This window comes from Marinobacterium iners (genome assembly GCF_017310015.1).
GTDB lineage: Bacteria > Pseudomonadota > Gammaproteobacteria > Pseudomonadales > Balneatricaceae > Marinobacterium > Marinobacterium iners.
Genome location: NZ_CP022297.1, coordinates 3,531,413 through 3,555,385, shown reverse-complemented (window position 1 = coordinate 3,555,385; position 23,973 = coordinate 3,531,413). Strand labels below are relative to the sequence as shown.

Genomic DNA, 23,973 nt, shown 5'->3' with positions numbered 1-23,973 from the left:
GCTGCTGTGTTCGTCTTATGGGCGAATGCGGTCTTCTGCTGCTTGCGCCCTATACCCCCGGAATGAGCCCTTACATTCCGCAATCTCTAACAACACTTCCGTTATTTTCGACTGCACTGCTGCCGGCCTTTTGCGTCAGACTCGGTGTGGTTGCATTGATCATTCGTGGCCGACCCCATTGGCCAACTGGATTTCTAAATTATTCTTGAAGAGGCTTTTAAGATGGACCTGACTGCGACCGAGAAACTGGTTCACCAAATGTACATTGCTTACTACCAGCGCCCTGCAGACCCTGAAGGGTTGCATTACTGGGTAGAGCAATTGGAAAAATACAATGACTGGACAGTCGTCTCGGCTGCGTTCGGTGCCCCTGAAAACCTCGAGAATCAAGCCCTCTACGGTGATAAGTCCCGTCAGGAGGTCATTGCTGAAATCTATTACTCGGCCTTTAACCGTGCAGCAGTGCAGGAAGAGATCGACTTCTGGGCCAGTAGTGAACACAGCCTGACCAATCTGGCGTTTGCGATTGTGAACGGTGCACAGAATGATGACCTTGCGACCATCAATGCAAAACTCGCATTTTCCTCGGAGCTGGTCGATATCGTCGATCCGCAGGGCAATGGCGTGCCGGCTGAATATGCCATGCCTTTTGCTTTCGATGGTGTTGGATTGCTGAAGCAGGTCGACAAAGGCGATAACGTTGATACTCAGTTTGTTCTTGATGCAATTGCAACGGATGAAGTGCCTCTTCCTACTCCTGAAGTGTTTACTGTTCGTGAAAACTTCGATCAGTCCACCACTGACGCCATCACGACTGAGATTGATCCGATCATTACGCGGGTGACTTACTGGGGTGAAAGTGGCCAATCAGAAGGGGAGTCAGCCGGGGTCCCGGTTGCAGACCTGATTGCGTTGGTTGAATCCTACCTCGGCTTGACGGTTGTGCCGGAATCCGCCGTAGACAGCACAAACGACATTGTTGATATCACGCTGCAGCCTGTTGAGGGTGCCGCAGACACCGAAGGCGAAGAGGCAGGGGCTGAGCCGACGGGTGATGAAGTTGTAAGCTACGAGTTCGTTGTCACCTTCGCTGACGGTACTCAAAATACCAATATCGTTGACCTGCGGGCGCAGGAGTTTGAGTTTATTTCAGAGCTGCTGTTCGATGAAAACGGCGATTCACGCCTGTTTGAGGTTGAACTGAAAAGCTGGCCCCAGATTATCCTGCGTGACCAGTCAGGTGAGCCGGTATTGGATGCCAATGGAAATCCGGTTCTGATCGACCTCAAGTCCTACACCGCTGATGGCATTACCAGTGTCAGTAAAGTGCCGCTGGTACTGACAACCGTACAGAATAACGGCGGTACTGACCAGGAGGGTGTTACCTCTGCAGCGGTTGATAACCGTATTCTCGTTGACCGCCTGGAATTGCTGCATGATGCGACCATAGATGGTGGTGAAGGCAGCCGTAATACCCTCGAAATTGACGCGAAGGGCGCCTATGCCCGTCCGAATCTGGTTGAAAACGTACAGCAGGTTCAGATCCAGAACCTGCCGAATATCTATGGCGCAGACAATGCGAATGACCCGGTTCGCACCGATGCCGGCAGCGACACCCCCAGTGTGATTGATCTGACCCGTGTACTGGATATCGAGCAGCTGGTCATTACAGAGGGCTATGACAACGGCACCGATCTGGGTGACCTGTTCGTCCTGGGCGTCCGCAACGGCGCCGCTCTCAGCCTGGAGGGCAGCTTTACCGAGGCAGTGACGGTGCACTACGGTGAGGGTATATCTCCCGAAGGTCTGAATCTGCAACTGAACCTGGGCGATACCCACAACGAAAACTTTGATCTCAAGGTTTCCCACAACAGCGCAACGCTGAATGTGGAAGCACTCGGCGCCGAAAACTGGATCCACGATGCTGATCTGGGCGGCCAGCTGCGTTTTCTTAACGTCACGGGCGAAGGCTCGCTGACCATCGAGGGCAATATCGCCCAGTCCTTCATCGATACCCGTCCGGCCACCATCGATGCAACCCAGGCCGGTGGCGGTGTGGATTTGACCTTCGACGGCCAGCCTGTCGTGGTCTTTAACGGCAGTCAGGCGGGCGATGAATTCGCCGCCACCAATGCCGACCGCGTTACGATTGCCGGCGGCAATGGCGCTAACCATTTTGTCACCGACGGCTCAGCCAATGTCGTGATCACCAGCGGTGAAGGCCACGATGTGATCTCCTCCACCGGAGGTGAAGAGGTGAGCATCGAGGCGGGTGCTGGCGATAATCAGATCGATACCACTGGCTCTGCGGAAGTTGAGATCACCGCGCTGGACGGCGATAACGAAGTTGTTGCAAACGGTGTAACCGATCTGTCCCTGACACTTGGCAATGGCGATAACAGTGTCAATGCCGACAACGCTCAGGCCGTTAACATGCAGCTGGGCGATGGCTCCAACAGCGTTAGTGTACTGGGCGCACAGACTCTGGATATCACGCTTGGCGACGGTGGCAACACCCTGACTGCCAGTGGTGCGACCATCAATCTGGTCAGCGGTGCCGGTAACGATAATGTCACGCTGGCTGCGGCTGAAACCGAAGCGCTGCTGAATGTCAATCTGGGCAGTGGCAGTGACCGCCTGACCCTGGGCAACGAAAGTGCTGGTATTGTGGCACTGGACGAGTCCGCCATCAGTGGTGAAAACATCCGCCTGACGGTTGCCAACGATACTGACCTGTCGCGAGCTTCCCTTGAAGGCATCAACAATGTTGTGCTTAAAGGTGAACTCACCCTGACCGCTGATCAGGCGTCTGCACTGGGTGCCGATGCATTCAGCGTTTACCGCGAGTCATTTGGTGAAACCCAGAATCTGCACATCATCGTGACGGAAGACGTTGTGCTGAGTGAGCTGTTCGATATGAGTCAGCTCAGTGATAACGTGCGCCTGAATTTTGATCTGCGCAATGGGGCTGAGCTGACGCTGACCGCGCAGGAGCTGCATGAGCATGTCGCGTGGCAGGGTATTGATTCCAGCGATGGGCTTAACGGTAAGGTCGTCATCACAGGCGCTGGCACAGCGTTTGATCCGTTCGATGCGGGTGAAGATTACCAAGTGGTAGATGGCGGCTCCTTGACCGGCAACTTCGACGCCAGCACCGATGTTACCATTCAGTATGTGCTCGGTGGATATGACCGCCCGGCGCCGCAGCCATCAACAGCGATGCTGACCATCGACTCTGATCTGGTACCGGTTGTTACCGATATCTATGATGGTAACAACAACGGGACGTTTGAGCATCTGGCTAAAACCCTCAAAATCACCGGTGGTCAGGATATTACCTTCGAGACCGCCATCGATCTGCATGACAGTGGTTATACGGTTGACTTTGCAAGCTTCCAGCACAACGTACTTGGGATGACCCTTGCCGATTTCCAGGATGTAGTACAGATCAAGGGTAATGGTAACGAAAACCGCGATGTTCGCATCGATGTCAAAATCAGTGGCGAAAATGCTGTTGTGGGTGAAGCTGGCGAAATCGGAGGCCTGCGCTCCAGTGGTGTGCAGACTTATATCGTGACCGATATCAATGATGATGACAGCTCTTACAGTGATCACGAAGAGGCTACCTTCTATTTCAGTGACAACACTCAGGATCTGCATACGCTGGGTCTGCAGGGTAACTTCAATGCAACCCTGAACCTTATGCAGGTGCATTGGGGCGTCAAGCTTTTGTTGGAGGGTGACGGCAAGGTTCTCAACAACCTGCAGTCTGCGGGTCATCCGGCATTCTCCAACATTGGTACAGTCAATGTCGAATATGCCTACGACGCGGCCCCAGTCGTAATCGATATCAACAACCAGGGTGTTGCGACCAATCGCCCGTTGAACGTGGCTGAGCTGAACATTGCCAATGCGCGCAGCATCACGTTCAACATTGAAGATGCTGATGCAGTAATCGGATCGATCAACAATGCCACAGGCGCGGGTGAATTCCTCGACGGCAAGTCAGATGAGATTCGAGAGCTGATTTTTGTTTCCGCCAATGATGTGACCGTTAAGGGGCGCATTTCAGTCGGCGAACTGGAAACGCTGAACGCCTCTGCTGTGGACGGTGATTTCACCCTGCAGCTGAGCGGTGAAAATGATCTGTCTGGCGTGGCTGTTACCGGCCTCGACGCCATTATGCTCACCGACAGCCAGACCGAGCTGACGATCAGCAATGAGCTACTGCAACAGATCGGTGAAGCAGCAGTAACTGGTCAGGGTACTCTGAATGTCATCATTGCTGATCAGCCGTTCGACTCCAGTGCACTGGACAGCGAGCTGACCGTAAACCTGGTATCTGAAGCAGGCGAGTGGACGCTGAATGGTGCCGCGGACCTGAGTGAGGTGGATCAGTTCACTGTGGGCGAAGGCTCTGTGCTGACCATGACGGCCGATCAGGCACTGCAACTGGCTGATACACCTGTTGTTAATGGTGGTGAGGGTGCACAAATCAACATCACCGGCGCCACGCAGGTACATGTGGATGCCGGGCTTGAAAGTCTGCTGACCACCCTGGCTGCAGCCGGTCTGGAGGGCCGCCTTGGACTGGCCGAAGACCTGACGCTGACCGCAACCACACTTAATGCCGCCGCGACCGGAGGCTTTACGCTGGTGGGCGAAATTGCCGGTCTGCGTGTGGATGTGGTGATGGATGAAGCCAACGCTGAAGCGGGCGTCAATATGATCGGTACTGATCCGGTCAACGGCGTCCAGTCTGAAGGCGTGGCCGTCTTTGTCGTCACTCAGCTCGATGCCAACGCTGACGATATTCTCTATGTCTGTAACGATACCGAAGGGCTGGAAGTGCTTGGCCTGCAGGGTAACGGTGGCGATAGCCTGACGGTTGGTGGCATCAAACGTGGCGTGACCATCTTGTTGGAAGGTGATGGTGCCGCAGACTGGAGCGATGTGGAGAAAGAAGACCTCACGCCTGATTTCTCCAGCATTGGTGCGTTTAACGCCACCTACTTTACCCCGGGTGCCACGGCACAGGTTGAAATCAACAATCAGGGTGTTGAACTGGCTGGCGCGTCCGATGGCGGCGAGCGTGCCATCAAAGTGGATGGCATCACAATCAATAACGCCACCACGATCGCTATCAATGTGGCCGATGGCGACGCCATCATCAGCGGCCTGGACGGTGACAGCGTTGAAACGCTGAACCTGACCACAACTGAAGATCTGACCATCGAAGGCGTACTGCCGGAAACATTGAGCAGCATCGATGCCAGTGCAGTCACAGGTCTCTTCAGTGCAACCTTTGAAGCGATGGATGGGGCGTTCACCCTGACCACGGGCGCTGATGCCCAGGTGGCAATGGATGGTCTTGTCGCAGCGGAGGGCAGTACTATCGACGGCTCGGCGGGCTCGCTGACACTGACAGTCACCGATACTGATCTTTCCGCTGCAACCCTGAGCGGTATTGATGCTGTTACCATTACCGAAGGCAGCGAACTGACGCTGAGCGCCGACCAGGTGCTGGATGTAACCCCGACCGCGATCAATGGCAATGTCGCTGGTACCGGCAACGCCCACGAAGTGCTCAACGTGGTGGAGCTGTCTGATCAGCTCATCGACGTGAATGCACTGGGCACCGATGTGGTTCTGGGCACTGTGTCCCTGGCCTCCGGTACCTATACACTTGACCCGGCCACTGACCTGAGTGGCGCAACGGTGCTGATCCCAGCGGACGCCGAAGTGACCATGAGTGCCGACCAGTACATGGCGTTGGCCTCCATTGACGGCATCGCGCAGGGCGCGACGCTGAACATCACCGGACTGAGCCAGGCCCATATTGATGCCGGCTTTAGCCTTGCGGGTGTCGATAGCGCGATTGGCTCTGTGGCGCTGGCGGAAGATGTCCGCCTGCTGACTTCCACGGACCTGAACGGCTTCTCTGTGGTGATGAGCGATGACCAGACGCTGGGCCTGGCCACCCGTGCCCAGGCAGATGGTCTTGCAGTCAGTGGTGGCAGCAACACTACACTGGTTTACATGTTCGCCTCTGGCTGGGATGCCATTAACGATACCATCGACGGTTCCGGCTACGATGTTGATGAGCTGCATCTGCTCAGCGCACTGGTGTCGCAGCACGATGTTGAGCTGATCCAGAACCTTGCCAGCGGTGTAACCGTTGTTGTCTTCAACGACCCGAGCATGCTGGCTTTCGCGGAAGCGACCTATCGCAGTGTCGTGATCGAAACCGGCGTCACAGTCGATGACTGGATCGTATTCAACGACTATCAGGTTGACCGCGAAGTAGCGGTCCTGGATCTGACCCTGCGGGGCGATGCCGGTATTGACGGTAACCTGCGCCTGACCACTGTGGTGCCCGAAGATCCGAACGACCCTGATAATGTCAATGACAGCCTTTATAACCATCTGCAATCGTTAGTGATCACCTCCGAGGGCGATCTGCCGAACCATATCAGCGGCGATATCGACCCGACCGTATCGGTAGTGAACACGGTTGATGGCGTGACCAATACCGAAAACAACCTGCTCAACGTGATTATCAATGCCACGGCTGACTTTACCGTAGGCGGCAAGATCCGCTTCAACGCCATCGGAGATGATGTTGCAGGTACGAATGACGATGAAACCGCTGTTCTGAGCGTCAATGTGGCGGCTGGTCAGAGCGTGGTACTGAACGATCTGGATACCGATGACGAAGACGTCACCGGCCTCACCGTTAACCACACCGGCGATGGCGCGCTGACCTTCGGTCTGTCTACCGTTGCAACGGTCGATGCTGATGATCAGTTCACCATCAATGGCAGCGCTACGGGTACGACGACCATCGTCATTGATACCTTTAATGACGACCAGGGTACGGCAGGGCCTGCCTTGGACCTGTCTGATGACGTACTGAGCAATGTGGATGCCATCGTACTGGCCGATCAGTCTGAGCTGACACTGAGCCATGCGCAGGTTCAGGCAATGGGTGGCCTTGAGGCTATCACCACGGCCAATTTGGGCGAATCCGCCACGCTGAATCTGGTAGCGCTGGGTACAAACCCGTTTGATGCCAGCACCGCTACCAACGGCATCGAACTAGCAACCGTAACCATCCTGGACAACAACGCCACCGTTAAACTGGATGCCGCCACAGATCTGACCGGTGTTGGCAGTCTGGTAGTGCCGGCCGGTACTACTCTGGAGCTGACAGCCGCTCAGTTCCAGCAGCTTCAGGGTGCGGGCACCATCACCGGTGCGGGCGCAGTCCATATCACGGATGTGACCCAGGCAGACCTCGAAGGCGGCCTGGATCTTTCCATGGTATCCGCCACCAATGGCACCATCACCTTTGCTGAAGATGTGTTGTTCGGTGTGGATGACAACTTGGCAGGCTTCACGCTGGAGCTTGCCGACGGCCAGATGGTCACCCTGTCCAGCCAGGCTCAGGCCGATGGACGTGAAGTAAATGGCACAGGTGCAACCTCGACCCTGGTGTTGGGCTTCGAAGTATTGGATACAGCTACACCGGATACCAAGCTGGATTCTTCTGGTTATGGCGTAACAGACTTGTATGTCATGGACCGTCTGGTTGAGTACTACAACGGCCAGAATCTTGAAACCCTGCTGCAGGATCTCTCCTCCACTGTAGATGTCACCATCTTTGACATCACGAATGCGCCGAGCGAGATCGCACCGGGCGCCATGACGACCGATCGCACCGTGATCATTCAGGCGGGTGCAACAGTCGATACCCAGATTGTCTTCAACGACCTGGACGACGATGTAGAAGTATCCACGCTTGATCTGACCCTCAAAGGTGGCTCCACCATTGATGGCAGTCTGGATCTGTCGACGGTTACACCGGCACCGGGTACGGTGACGCTGAACTACTTCCAGACCCTGACAATCCGTTCGGAGGGCGATAGCCCCAACCGCATTGTCGACGCGATTCACGCCAACGGTTCAACCGCCGGCTACGCGGAGAACAACCTGCGTGATGTCAATATCGTCGCCAGCCAGGATCTGACCATCGGCGAAATTGAATTCAGCTCTCTGCAGGACAACCGCACCGCAGAACTAAATGTCAGCGTGGAGGGCGGTGCAACCGTCACCATCGGTGATCTGGATACCGACGATGACGATATCGATGCACTGACCGTCAACCACACGGGTGACGGTGATTTGACGGTTGGCCTGTCGACTGTTGCAACAGTCGACGCGAGCGACCTGATTACGATCAACGGTAGCGCTACCGGTGAAACCACACTGGTCATCGACACCTATGACGAGGCCACTGGCACAGCGGGCGCGCCGTTTGACCTGACCGACGATGTGCTGGTCCATGTGGATGCCATCGTGCTGACCGACGGCAGTGAACTGACGCTGACTATGGCGCAGCTCAATGGTATTGGCGGTTTGCAGAATTTGACGGTTGAGAACAGCGGCGACAATGCCTCCGTTAATATTCTGGGACTGGATAATCAGCCGTTCGATGCATCTGAAGCCACCGCCGGTATCGATATCGTCGATGTGACCATCGGTGGCAGTGGCAATGCCGTTACGCTGGCGGCTACAACTGATCTGACCGGTATCGACCGTCTGATCGTACCGGAAGGCAAGACACTGAGCCTTACAGCTGAGCAGTTCCAGCAGCTGGCCGGCAGCGGCACCATTGTTGGGCAGTCAGGCACTGGCTTCACCATCAATATCACCGGTCTGACCCAGGCTGACGTGGACTTGGCTGGCGGCTTCGATATCACCGGTATCGCTGCAGACAACATCACGCTGACACTGGCTGAGGACGTGAACCTTGATGATGCCAGCATGCTGGGTGATTTGAGCAAGCTGGAAGTCTATCTGGCGGCCAACCAGGATCTGGGGCTCGCAAACGCGGCACAGGCGGATGGTCTGAATGTAGCCGGTCCAGACGATTCAACAGTTGTGTTCATGTTTGATGATGTATCGAAAGGCTACGTCGATTATATCGATGCGTCTGGTTACAACATCGACACCTTGAAGGCGCTGAACACCTTTGTTGACGGCCGTAATATCGAACAGATCCTGCAGGATCTGGATAATGATATTATTCTGAGTCTCTACCATTCCCCGGAAGATCTTGGCTTCGTCAGTGCGACGCACCGTATTCTGGTAGTCGAGCCCGGTGTGACAGTGCCGGATTTCATTGTGGTCAATGACCTGGATGGAAGCCAGGAAGTTCGCACCCTGGCTATTACGCTGCAGGGTGGTGCCGAGATTGACGGCAACCTGCACCTGTCCACGGTTGAAGCGGATTCCGGCCTGATCGCACGTTACTTCCTGACGCTGTCGATTCTGTCTACTGGAACAGCGGCCAATACTGAAACAGGTAACACCTATAACCTGATCAATGGTGATATCACCGCACAGGCAGGCCCTGACGCGGGAACCATCGAAAACAACCTGCGTGATGTGGTGATTATCGCCGAGCAGGATATGGTAGTCAGCGGCGATATCGTCTTCAGCTCTGTGGATGCTGCCAAGTACCCAAGTGCCACACTGACGGTTACCGGCACATCGGATATCACCGTACAGCAGCTGGACCTGTCTGATGACGAACTGACCACCTTCACTATCAACCATCAGGGCACCGGCACCCTGACTGCCACTGGTGCATCTCCGGCACTGTTCGACGGTGATGCAGATGGTGCCTACAGCACAGACACCACCGGCAACCTTGAAACGCTTAATATCAAGGGTACCGGTGATATTGTCCTGGGCAATGACGAAGGTGGCTGGGGTATTACCGCCAGCGGCCTATCAACGATCAATGCAGCGACGCATACAGGTGACCTCAACCTGGGCGAAATCCGTGATATCGACTCCAGCGACTTCACCTTCACTTCTGGTACCGGTGAAACCTACCTGAAACTGGCCGGTGACGCTCTCAACGCCGGTGCCGAAGATTCAGGTTGGACCTTCGACTTCGCCAGCGCTGCCTCCGGTGCAGGGGCAGCGGCCAACAGCGTCATCGAACTCGGTGACATGACCTGGACCAGCGGCGCACTCAATATTGACTTGGGTGCCAACACTCAGCTGCTGATCAGCGCCGATACGGATCTGAGTGATCTGGAACTGGTGCTGAATGGCTCTGGTACACCGGCCGACAATCAGATTGTTGTCGCTGATGGCGTGACTCTAACGCTGACAGCAGCACAGCTAGACGCGATCGCAGATGCCGGTCTGATGATTGTGGGTGAGAATGGAGCTGACTCAACTGGTGTCGTCAACATCGTTGATCTCGGCACCGATGAATACAACCTGACCGCAGTTCAGTCCGAGCTGGTGGGTACAGCAACATTGGCTGAGAATGACGTGACGCTGGATGCGTTGACTGATCTTGGCGAATTCTCCATCACCTTGGATGCGCTGAGCGGCGACAACGATGATCTCTCTGGTCAGACTATCCGCTTCCAGACCGACGCTCAGGCGGCCCGTGAGATTATCGTCAACTCACCCGATGGTGATTCCGATAACGTCAACAGCAGCAACGTGGTCTGGCTGTTTGAAACTGCAGATTCACCCACATTGCCGATCGATACGTCGGGCTATGCCGATAACCTTGGACGCCTGTGGATCAACCCGGATCTGGCTGGTTCCGGCAGTATCGAAGATCTTTATACGACTTTGCCTGGCAGCATTGTGCGCGTTGAGTTCTCCAGCATCACCGAGCTCGATATTCTGTTGCTTTCCTCTGAAGTGCACCGTGTAGTCGAATTCGTAGCCTTCACTGACTTGAGCGCCACTGGTGTTCAGTTCAGCGACAGCGATATTGGCGAACACGTCAAAACGCTGGATCTGAACCTGGGCGGTGAAGTCGATCTCGGCAACATTGTGCTGGGTAACCAGACCGATTCGACCTATGATGCCGATGCGATTCAGTTCGAAACCCTGACGATCAACTCCCACCGTGCGCTGCACACCGACAACCCGTTGGCGAGCGAGCAGTTCATCAACGATAATGACGGCGTTGATGAGTCTGGCGAACATGAACAGCCCGCAAATCTGAACGTCATCGGTGATATCGGCGTTGATCAAAGCGGACCATTAACTGTCGAGTTCGACCTGCTGAATGTGGTGCTCGATACCGGTACTTTGTCCGCTGTTGGTGACGGCTCCGAAGGCGCGGGTGCTGATCTTCAGGTCGGTACCATCACCTTTGATTCCGAACATGCCGATTCGGTCGCGACACTAACCGTCCGGGGGGAAAACAACACGACTGTCGCCTCTCTGGATACGTCCGACCCGGAGATCATCACCCTCGTTATCGTTAACGAAGGCCCCGGTACACTGACTGCACCGGGTGCAAGCCCGGCAGCGGCGGTGGATAACGCCACCTTGGCAACGGTATCCAACACCGAAACCCTGCATATCGAAGCCACCGGTGATGTGGTTCTGGGCACCGAAGGCGATCTCACGAAGCCAGGTGTAGCCAGTGACGAGCTGAGCCTGATTGATGTGGATGGCAGCGGTAATGTGGATCTGGGTGTGATCGCACAGGTGGATGCCCAGGCGTTTACGCTGGATGCAACGGGTAACACCGGAACCGTCACTGCTTTCCTTGGCGACGACGACTCTACTTACAATTTATCGCTGGGAGCGGGCGGTGTATGGCTGTTTGATAACTCGGGTGCCGTCGGTGAGTTGAACGTCACTCTTGATGATTCAATCACATTGAATGCGGGTGAACTCACCCTCAACAATGTGACATTGAGTATATCTGGAGCGATCGACTTCACGGCTGCACCGGTTGATCTTACTCTGATCGATACCGTTATCGATGTTCCGGCCGGTAGTTCGCTGACCATCTCGGCAGCTGATGCGGATGGGCTGACCATCACCGGCGACGGTGTCGTGATCGTGCCAGATTTGGAAGTAGAACCCGGTGCAGATCTATCCGGTATTCTCACCACTGATGGTGATACCGGTTTGCTGGAAGTCACTGTTGATACGGCTACTGGTGACGTCGAGCTCACAGGTCACCTCGGCAAAGCTGAAGTGTCGGTAATCGGGGGTGGTACTTTCGATATAACAGGCGGCCAGCTCGATAGTGCAGCCTTCGATCATGATGACGATCTGCTCACTGCGAATGAAGTCGTCATGGCGACCTTTATTCTTACCGGCTCCGAAACATTGGTAATGACCGCTGATCAGGCGGATGGACGCAGTGTTACCGATAGCGGATCAGGCACCACAAATGTTGAAGATCTGGGTCAGGTAGCTGATGCGGCCGACTCTGATATTGATCTGAGCGGTATCAATACTGGTAACGTCAACATAGCTGTCGACTCAGATGTGACGCTGAATCGTAATGCTGATCTAGGTACAACAGATGCAGCACGTATCATCACCATTGGTGCTGGTGCAACACTTGAGTCAGCCGGTTCTGTTATCGATGGTCATTACATCGAAGGTGACAACGGCACTCTGCTGGTTGATGATGAAAATGATGCTACTACCGGCACCGATACGCCGATAAGTGCGAACCTGTCAAATGTTACGGCTGAGTTCATCACTTTTGTCTTCGACTCTGAAGTGACGACTTCGATCACCTTCCCGGTTCTGACGGGTGACCCGGCAGCGTTTGATCTGGATAACACCACCTACCTTCAGACCGTTACGATGACGGCCGTACAAGCCAGTGGTCAAACCATCACTGGAGCTGCTGGTGGCAGTGAAGGTCAGGTGATTGTCACTGACCTGGGTGAGGAGCAGACTATTCTTGCCGGTATCGATGCCGGTCGAATGACTGCTTACGTTCCGGAAAATGCAACTTTGGCAGCCTCTACCAACCTGGGAGACTTTGATGTCGTTTTGCAGGACACGTCAGATACAGCGGTAGCGTTGACATTGACAGCGGCTCAAGCCAATGGTCGCACCATTATCGACTCTACCGATAATGGTGAGGTTGCTGTGACTGCGCTTGAGGCCACTCCGTCTGCTGATCTCTCACAGATCGAGACCGCAATCGAATCGGCAACAGTTAACGTTGAGGGGAATGTAACCTTCACCGGTAACCTTGGCAGTAACATGGCCGTTAACGTGACTGATTCCGACACCGGAACTGCGAACTCACTGACTATTGATGCGGCAGCCAGCATGGTATCGGGGTCAACAGTGTTCAATCTCAACAGTGACGGTGTTGGCCTGATTCTGGATGCTGATGATGGACATCTGCTGACCGTCAACGACAACGCTGACGATACTTCTGTAACGGTAAACGGTATCGACGGTGATCTGTTTGACCTTAGTGATATTGCAGCCGATACCCTGACCGCTTACGTGGTCGGCGATGTCACGCTTGATCCCGAATCTGACTTCGGTGCTTTTGAAGTTGTCTTGAACACTAGTGGTACGCTCGACACACTGACTCTAACGGTAGATCAATTACTTGATACCGGGGTTGAAGACTTTTCCGGGACCGTGGATGGGTCAGGGGATCCTGATTGGCTCTATGTGACTAACTATAGAGGCGAGGATATCCAATCGCAGAATCTGGGTATAGACGTTGAAATTCGACAACTGACCGTTGTTGATGACGATGGCGATGGGGTCGTCACTGTTGATTCCAACGCAAACCTTAGCCGGGTACAGGAAATTGTTATCCCGGCGGGCGTCACCTTGAATATGACGGCGGATCAGTTCGAACAATTACAGGGTAATACCGGCGGTATTACGGTCAGTGGCGCAGGCACGCTGAATATCACCAACTTCGATAACGATAATAATGCTATCGATTTGAGTACGGTTGATGCTGTAGCAGGGGTCATCTCTCTGGATTCCAGTGCCACCTCAGTCGTGTTGAAGGACACTGCTATTCTGGATGCTGATAGCACGGCCTTCAGTTTCGTCTACACCGCCGATGGCCAGGCGCTGGTGCTCTCAAGTGAAACCCAAGCTGATGGCCGTGGTGTCAACGGCGGCACTTTCGACAACACCATTCTGGCGCTGGGCTTCACTAGTGCTGATGACGATGCCATCATCGAAGCGGGAGGTTTCAATGTTGAAAACGTCTGGCTGGTGAGCGAGTTCCTTTACAACGAATATAGCCTCTCCAACCTGCCGGCAAACATCGAAGAGATCCTGCCGAACCTGCCCGGCAACGCCGGTAATGGCGATCCGTTGGTGGTCACCCTGAAACCTGCGTCCGAACTGCTGGATGGTTTCGGTGACCCGGATGCGATCGACACTGCTGATCGTGTTGTGGTAGTCAGCGATAACCATGATGTGGATGCCTCGGTGGTGTTCAATGATCTGACGGCACGTGAGATCAGCAGCCTGACGCTGACGCTGGAAGGTGACTCCACCATCACCGGTAACCTGGCATTGCCGCAGATCAAGGATCCGCTGCAAACGCTTGAAACCACAGGCAAGTTGCCGGCACTGTTCAAGTCGCTGGTCATCAACTCCGTGGATGTCACCGGCACCGCCACCGGGCCCAACGAAATCCGTGGCAGTATCTTTGCGGATGATGGTACCGATGGCCTTGAGTCAACTGCTGAGACGTTTGAGCTGACGGTTGCCTCGATGATCGTGTTGGGTAACGATGAATCCATCGCCTTTGATGGTGCATTCATCGCGCTGGATGACGGCGATACCGAGGCCGACATTGCCGCCAAGCTCGCCGCAGCCACCTACGATAACTGGGTGGCCGAGGATATGGGCAGTGGCGTGGTGCGCTTCACCTACAAGATTCCGGGTGATTTCACCGAAAATACTTCGAATGATCTCAACTTGGTACTGCCTACGGTTGAACAGCCAGCACCTGCTACTGGTGATATCGCTAACATCAATGTAAGCAGCGGTCTGACCTCTGGTGACTTCACCCTTGAGACTTCAGATACTAACCCAAGCTTCGCCGGTGCCCATGTCGCAGAGGAAAACAACCTCTACAACATCACCATCAACGCCGAGCATGACCTGATCATCAGCGGTGAGCTGGAGCTGAGCTACGTTACCCGCTCCAACACCCTCAAGGATGAAACCGTTGAAGGCACCATCACCATCAATGGCGATGCCGATGTCACTATCGGTTCGGTCAATACCGATGATGTACATATCACCGGTGTCACGCTGAACCACACCGGCACAGGCACGGTGAATGCACCGGGTACCAGTCCGGGCGCAGCACTGGGTAACACCGAAACCCTGACCATCAATACGATGGGTGCGGTGAACCTTGGTACTGTAGGTGATGCAGACAAACCAGGCGTGGCAGGTGCAGAGCTGAGTGTTATCAATATCAACACCGATGGAACCTCTAACGGTACGGTTAACCTGGGTGTGATCGCAGATATTGACAGCACCGAAGGCTTCACCCTGACAGCGGCTGCCGGTAACGTAACGGCAACTCTGGGAGCCGATGAGCTAACCACTGGAACCTGGTCGTTCCTTGGTACCGATGACAACATCGCACTAACCATCAGTGGCACCACCTTCACGGGCGGTAATCTGGTGTTGGACAATGTAGTGTTGACGCTTGGCAGCGATGTTGACATGTCTGCGTTGACGTCAGTGTCGGGCCTTGACCAGGTCGTTATCCCGGATGGCTACACCCTCACATTGACAGCGGAACAAGCCAGTGGCGCGGTCATCAGTGGCGCAGGTACCCTGGAAATCATCGGTGATCTGCCGGCTGGCTATGACTTCAGTCAGCTGACGGTTGAAAATCAGGATTACAGTGGTGTTACGAATGGTGGTGAAGCGCTGGTACTTGACCTGTCTGCTCATACCGGTATTGATTTCACCATCATCGGTTCTGATTTCGATGACATCATCACCACAGCCGATGGTAACGACACCATTTATGGTGGTTTTGGAAACGATACTCTGGATGGCGGTGCAGGCGCTGATACCATCTACGGTGGCGAGGATAACGACACCATCGTTTACGATGAGTCTGATCTTGAAGTTGATGGTGGCAGCGGTTCCGACACCCTGACCGCCGCCGACTGGGATAACTCTCTCGACGGTACAACGGGTGTTATCATCGATCTGACTGATACCACTGATGCCTTTACTAGCTTTGAAAACGTGATTGGCAGTGCCTATAACGACTTCGTCTTTGGCGATGCCACTGTTGAGAGCATTGAGACCGGTGCTGGCTTTGACATCATCTCCATGGGCGAGTATCTGGATGCTAACGTCGTTATTAATGGCGGCGCAGGGCAAGATGTACTGGCCTTCGAGTACAACATCGGCACCAGTGCAGCAGACTTGCTCAATCAGGTATCGGGTGTTGAAACGCTTATTCTGAGTGCGGCCAATACTGGTGATGTTAATATCACGGTCGGTAACGATACGCTTGTTGCTGCAAACGAAACCCTGGTGATCAATGCCGGTTCACTCACGGGTCAACAGCGCCTGGTCTTCGATGGCCGTGCCGAAACCGACGGTGACTTCGATATCACGGGTGGTGCGGGTAACGACATCATCATTGGCGGCAATCAGCCCAACAGCGATGTGATCACCGGTGGTGCCGGTGACGACATCCTGACCGGAGCCGCCGGTAATGACACCTTCAATGTGGATCAGGGCAGTGACACCATCACGGATCTGTCTGAGTCTGACATTCTGGTAGTCAGCCCCGCTGCCAGCGCCACGGCCTACGTGACCGGTGACTGGACAGCCACCGCCGCGACCGAAAATAACGGCACCGGCCCGGTAGAGCTGATTCTGGGCCAAGTAGATCCGCTCACAGGTACTGTGACTGATGCCGACGCCTATGAAGACAGCGGCTTCACTATCGATCTGGGCAATGTCACCAACGGCACCTCAGGCTTCAACCTGACCACCAGCGGTCCGAACCTGAACTTCACCCTGATCGGCTCGGCCTTCGACGACACCCTCACGGTGGGAACTAGCGCTACTCTGGACGAGAGCGGTAGCTTCGGTGACTTCGCTGTCACTCTTGCAGAAGGTGTGCAGCTGACTCTGAGCTACGATCAGCTCACCGAAACCGGCCTGGGTAACTTCCAGGGCACCGGCCCGGCTACAACCGAAGAAACACTGGTTGTCACCGGCTACAACGGTGAAGCGTTCGACAGCACTGGGTTGGGCAGTCAGGTGCTGATCTCTGAACTGCGGTTGGCCGCAGAAGGCACGGCCTTGCAGCCCACTATCATTACCATTGACCCAACGGTCGATCTAAGCAAAGTTCAGCAGATCGTGATCCCTGAGCACGTCACGCTGAATATGACGGCTGCCCAGTATCAGTCGCTGGTAGGTCCTGCCACCAAGGTCAGCGGCTCTGGTACGCTCAACATTACTGAGATGACCAGTTACGAAAGCGATATCAATTTGGGCCTGGTAGATGCTGGTGTTACTGCAGGCTCAATTACGCTGGCCGCCACTGAAACCGATGTGTTGTTCGCCAGCAATGCCGTACTGAATACGGCTGGTGGTTCAGGCGGGTCGTTCTCTATCGACTTCTCAGCTGATGGTCAGAACGTTGCTCTGTCCGCAGAGTACCTGGCCGATGGCCGTGTGGTGAACGGCGGGACCTTCACCGACACGACGCTGACGCTTGGTTTCACCAATGCGGATGATATTACCGATAACGATGCCAATATCGATGCTGGCGGCTTCGATGTTGAAAACATCTGGATCCTCAACGAGTACCTCTACAATGAGTTCGGCCTGACCAACCAGCCAGCCAACTTCGAGGCGATTCTTGAGAGCCTGCGCGACCAGGCCAGCAACGGTGAAACCCTGGTGGTCACCGTTAAGGATGCAATCGAAGTACTGGAAGGTGGCAACGTCGATCCAGATGCATTGAACACCACCGACCGCTTCGTAGTGATCGACGAGAACGTCACCCTGGATGCCAGTGCGGCGTTTGACGATGTCACTGTCGCGGGCGAAGTCAGCACCCTGTCGCTGACGCTGGAAGGCAATTCGGTTATCACCGGTAACCTTCAGCTGCCGCAGAGTAATGACCCGCTGGCGATGTACACAGCTGACGGTAAACTGCCAGGCCTGTTCAAGGCGCTGGTGATTAACTCCGTGGACGTGACCGGTACTGCAACCGCTCCGAACGAGATTCGCGGCGATATCTTTGCCGATAACGGCACGGATGGCGTCAACAGTGAGTCCCGTGCGGAGACGTTTGCGTTGCGCATCGGGGGCTCCGGCTTTACCTCACCAATTGATGCCAACCAGTCTATTGCTTTCGATGGGGCACTGATTGCACTCTCGGCAGGCGATACCGCAGCGGACGTGGCAGCAAAATTGGCCAACGCCAGCTACGACAACTGGACAGCCACCGTCGATGGTGATGGTGATGTGATCTTTACTTTCAAGATTGCAGGTGACTATACCGGTTCAGCACCCGTTATCGTTTCAAACGATCCTGCACCGGATGCACATGAAATAAATCTCAGTGCAGACTTGACCCTGGGAGAATTCGTTTTCGAGCCTGGCAAGGCTGTAACAGGCATTCACAACGCTAACGAAAACAACCTCTACAACATCACCATCAATGCTGACCATGATCTGGTCATCAGCGGTGAGCTGGAGCTGAGCTACCTGACCCGCTCCAACGCCCTCAAGGACGAAACCGTAGCGGCCACCATCACCATCAACGGTGATGCCGATGTCACCATCGGCTCGGTCAATAGCGATGATGAACACATCAGCGGCGTGACCCTGATCCACAACGGCACCGGTACCATCACCGCGCCGGGCACCAGCCCGGGTGCAGCGCTGGGCAATACCGAAACCCTGACCATCAACACGATGGGCACTGTGGTACTCGGGACTGCCGGCGACGACGACAAGCCGGGCGTGGCGGGCGCCGATCTGAGCGTGATCAACATCAATACCGATGGCGTCTCCAACGGCACCGTCAACCTGGGTGTCATTGCGCTGATCGACAGCGATGATTTCACCCTGAATGCCGGCGCTGGTGCTGTCATTGCAACTTTGGGTGTCGATACCGGAAGCAATGGCGGAGACACACCGGATGGGCCAGTACTGATGAACGGCGGCACTTGGACGTTCAACGGTACCAACGACAACATCCAGTTGACCATCAACGATGAAGCGATCTTCACCTCCGGTACGCTGGTGCTGGATAACGTCGAGCTGACCATCGAAGGCGATGTGGACTTCTCCAACATCACTGTGGTCGGCCTGGGCAATCTGTATGACATCCCGGCAGGCCAGAGCCTGACGCTGACCGCTGCACAGGCCGATGGCCTGACCGTCACCGGCGAAGGCACCCTGAAGGTGGTAGGCGATGAGCTGGATGCGCATGACTTCAGCAACCTGCAGGTTAAGCACATCGACTTCTCGGGACTCGATACGGCTGAGTCTGGTGATGTGACGCTGAACCTGTCGGCCCATAACGGCATCGATTTTGTGGTAACCGGCTCTGATTTTGCCGATACCATTACCACTGCCGATGGCGACGACACCATTTACGGTGGCTTCGGTGACGATGTGATCGATGGCGGCGCTGGCGCCGATATCATCTACGGCGGCGAAGATGACGACACGATCATCTACGACCCGAACGATCTGGTTGTTGACGCTGACGGGCCCAATGCAATCGATGGAGAGGACTCTTTTGGAGGTTCGTCTGACACACTTGATGCAAGCGGCTTTGGTGAGGGTGTAACCTTCAACTTCGACGCCTCGATGTTCCAGAACTTCGAAAACTTCATCGGCACCGACTTTGATGATGTGGTAACCGCTGGTGTGAATGAAGCCAATGGCATCTTTACCGGTGCTGGCAATGACATCATCGAGATGGGTGTCCAGCTGACATCGGCAGATACAATCGATGGCGGGGACGGCTCTGACGAGCTGAGGTTCACCGATAACAATAGCGACACGAATGATCTGGACGGTGTAACCAACATCGAACGCATCACCCTGGGTGACGCGGTAACCAGCATTGTGACTGTCGATACCCTGGTGGCGGCCGGTGAAACACTGGTGGTCGATGGCGCCGCACTGGCGGGCGGCCACTCGCTTACGTTTGACGGCAGCGCAGAAACCAACGGCCAGTTTGAACTCATCGGTGGCGCAGGGGATGATGTGCTCACAGGTGGTGCCTTGAATGACGTACTGACCGGTAATGGCGGCAACGACACCTTTAATGTGGAATCGGGCACCGATACCATCACTGACCTGTCGGGTGCTGATGTGCTGGTGGTTGACACAGGCGCAACCGCAGAGGCCACGGTAACGGCTGACTTCACCGCTACCAACGCTACCCGGAACGACGGTACCGCTAACCTGAGCGTTGAAGATGATGTCGATGTTGACCTGAGCAACGCAACTGGCAGCAGCGGGTTCACCGTTGATGCGTCCGGCAACACCGCGGCCTCAACGCTGATCGGCTCTGCCCAGGCAGATGTCCTGACCGGCGGCGAAGGTGACGACATCCTGACCGGTAATAACGGTAATGACACCTTCAATATCACCGCCGGCACCGACACGGTGACTGACCTGTCAGATTCGGATGTGTTGGTGGTGTCTGAAGATGCCACCGTCAACGCTACGGTGACTGATGATTATGTCGCCACAGCAGAGACTCAAAACGACGGCACCGCCAACCTGTTGGTTGACGATGGTGTCTATGTAGACCTGTCGGCTGTCACCAATGGCAGTGAAGGTTTCCGTATCGGCGCCATTGGTAGTTTAGCCTCAGTGCTCGTCGGCTCTGCGTTTGACGACACATTCAGCTACGACGTCGGCGATGGCGTTGGCGCCGGAACCGGTGCCAAAATTGCTAGTGACACCGTTGATGGCGGCGACGGTACCGATACCCTTGTTGCATGGAGTGGCATCAACGGAGGTAACATTACCCTTGTTGATTCCGACTTCACTAATGTCAGCAATATGGAAGTGCTGGAGCTGTCAGCCGGTGGCACAGCGAACGTGACCCTTAACACAAATGCCAGTACAGCCTTCGCAGACGGCATTGACGTTTCTAATCAGATAGTAGATGGGGCTCTTGTCGTAAACGGCACTGGCGCCTCGGTGGCCATTACGGCCACAGGCGGTAATGCCGACGATTCCCTGACTGGTGGCAGTGCCGCTGACACCCTCACGGGTGGTGCCGGTAACGACCAGATCGATGGCGGTGAAGGTGCCGATACCATCAACGCAGGCGAGGGTGACGATACCGTTCACTACGATGCCGACGACCTGAGTGTCGACGGGGGTGACGGTATTGATACGCTGACGGCGATTAATGCCGTCAGCGCGGTCACCATTGACCTGTCGGATACCACCGATGCTTTCGTCAACTTCGAGAACCTCGTAGGCAGCTCTTATGGCGATACCCTGACGGGTGATGCCGGTGCCAACGATATCTGGGGTGAAGATGGTGACGACCTGATCGACGGCGGAGCCGGTGCTGATATTATTGATGCCGGCTACGGCGATGACACTGTCATCTACGACGCGGCGGATGTGTGGGTGGATGGCGGTGCGGACGAAAACGATGGCGATCCAGATACCGGAGATACCATCGATGCCCGCGCTGAAACGGCTGATCTGTATATTGACCTGGATGATGACGAAGTTTACAAAAACTTCGAGAACATCCTCGGCGGTGCCGGTAACGATACCCTGCTGGGATCTTCTGGGTCGCACACTATCCTTGATGGTGGTGCCGGTGATGACATTTTGACCGGTCGCGGCTCAGCTGATTACAGCGTGTTCTATGTGGGTGAGGGGCACGATACGATCACGGACTTGCAGGATAACGATGAGCTTTACGTTTCGGGCAATGCCAGTGTTACCGCCAGTGTGGTTGCCGACTTCGACGGGGATTGGACAGAGCATTACAGCACGGGTGTCGTCACACTGAATGTTGCCTACACTAACGCAACCATTGATATGACTGACTCAGAAGGGGCCGGGTTCACCATTAACGCAGGTGTTGGAACCGATACACTTACCGGTTCTGCGGCCGACGATATCTTCAACTTCGGCACTAACCTGACAGGCACTGATACCGTTAATGGTGGTGTTGGCAGCGACGAGCTGACCTTCACTGACAACAACGGTACTGCCGATGACCTTCATGGTGTCACTAACGTTGAACGTGTCACCCTGGGTGATGCCACCACCGTTATTACCACGGTTGACGGTCTGGTTGCCGCAGATGAGTCGTTGACACTCGATGCCACTGCACTGACCTCTGGCAACAGCCTTACCTTCAATGGATCGGCTGAAGTGGATGGCGATTTCGTTATCCTCGGCGGTGCCGGTGACGACGACATCACAGCCGGTCAGGGTGATGATCGGATTGCGGCAGGTGACGGCGATGACACTATCCGGATGTCGACTAACCTCACCTCTGTGGATGTGATCGATGGGGGAGATGGTTCTGACACCCTTTGGTTTACCCATTCCGGTCAGCCAGGCGATGACAATGTGTTGGATGGCATCACCAATGTCGAAACCATCATTATTGAAAATACTCCGCCCGCACCTAACAACAGGGCATATATCAAGACAGTTGATTCACTGGTAGCTGCAGGTGAAACTGTGACGATAGATGCCTCCAGGCTGGAGACAGATCGTGACCTCGATTTCTGGGGTGATTTGGAATCAGATGGTTATCTGAATGTCATCGGCAGCCAAGCCGGCGACTACATCAGAGGTGGGATGTTGGCTGATACCATCAATGGTGGTGATGGCGATGATGAATTGTTTGGTATGGGAGGGGACGACACCCTTACCGGTGGTCTTGGCAACGATACCTTCGAGGTAACCGCCGGCAATGACGTGATCACGGATCTGGAAACCGGAGATATCCTCAAGGTCTCCAGCGATGGTAACGCCACGGCGAATGACATTGCTGGGTTTGTGGCTACCAATTCTACCAGCAACACCAGTACCGGGGTTGTCACCCTGAATGCGGCTGTTGGTGGCGTGACCATCAACATGGACCAGGCGGTTGGCAGCCGCGGTTATACCATCAACGGCAACACCGGGAATGACATTCTGACCGGCTCTGACTGGGCGGATATCATCAATGGTGGCGAGGGTGATGACCAAATCGATGGCGGCCTGGGCAACGACCTGATCAATGCCGGTGCCGGTAATGACACCGTGGTGTACAGCAACACAGACACCACGGTGAATGGTGTGGATGGCGGTGATGGTATCGATACCATCGATGCGTCCGCGTCAGGTACTGGTGTTTCTATCGATCTGAGCTCAACCACCGATGCCTACATCAACTTTGAAAACATCATCGGTAGCGACTACAACGATGCCTTGTTGCGTGGTGATGCCGGCAACAACATCATTACAGGTGGTGCTGGTGATGATGATCTTGATGGTGGCGCTGGTAATGACCGCTTGATTGGTGGTACTGGCAAGGATGACCTTTGGGGTGGCCTGGGTGCTGATACCTTCGTATTCGCAGCCGGCGATAGTGGCCAGACCGTTGCAACCGCTGATGTGATCTATGATTTCAACGCGGGCGCAGGTGATCTGATTGAGTTGGTGGATGCTGGTGCGATGGTCAATTATGTCATCGTTGACGGCGAGGGTGCCAATGACGACGTCGCATTCGCGGCTAGCGCGACAGGGGCCTTCACTGGAGGTGGTAATCTTGACGTGTACGTTGAGTATGATGCCAATAACGGTGGAGACGCCTGGATGGCGGTTGATATGGATGGCAGCGGAACGTTCGATACAAATGACCTGTTCATTGTCTTGATCGGCGTTGATACCCAAGCTGAGTTGGGCCTGAACGGAAGCTTTATCACCACCAGTGGTGTTATCTGATTAACCTGAATGGTTGATCGGGTTGCTCGGGTCCTTATGAGCCCGGGCTCCGAGTGAAACTTAAAACCCCCGCGGTTCGCCCCGGGGGTTTTTGCTTATTTGCTTACATGATGGGGTTACATGAAGTTTGTTAGCCTTGTCAGTAGGTTACAATGTGGGCCGGTTGATCCGTGTTTA

Annotated in this window: 1 protein-coding gene; it reads left to right on the top strand. The window is 54.9% G+C overall.

What is annotated here, in order from left to right; translation table 11 throughout:
- Positions 1-222: 222 nt before the first annotated feature.
- A complete protein-coding gene (locus CFI10_RS16930; RefSeq protein ID WP_206836748.1) occupies positions 223-23,796 on the top strand; it encodes a hypothetical protein in 23,574 nt (7,857 codons plus the stop codon).
- The last annotated feature ends 177 nt before the right edge of the window (positions 23,797-23,973 follow it).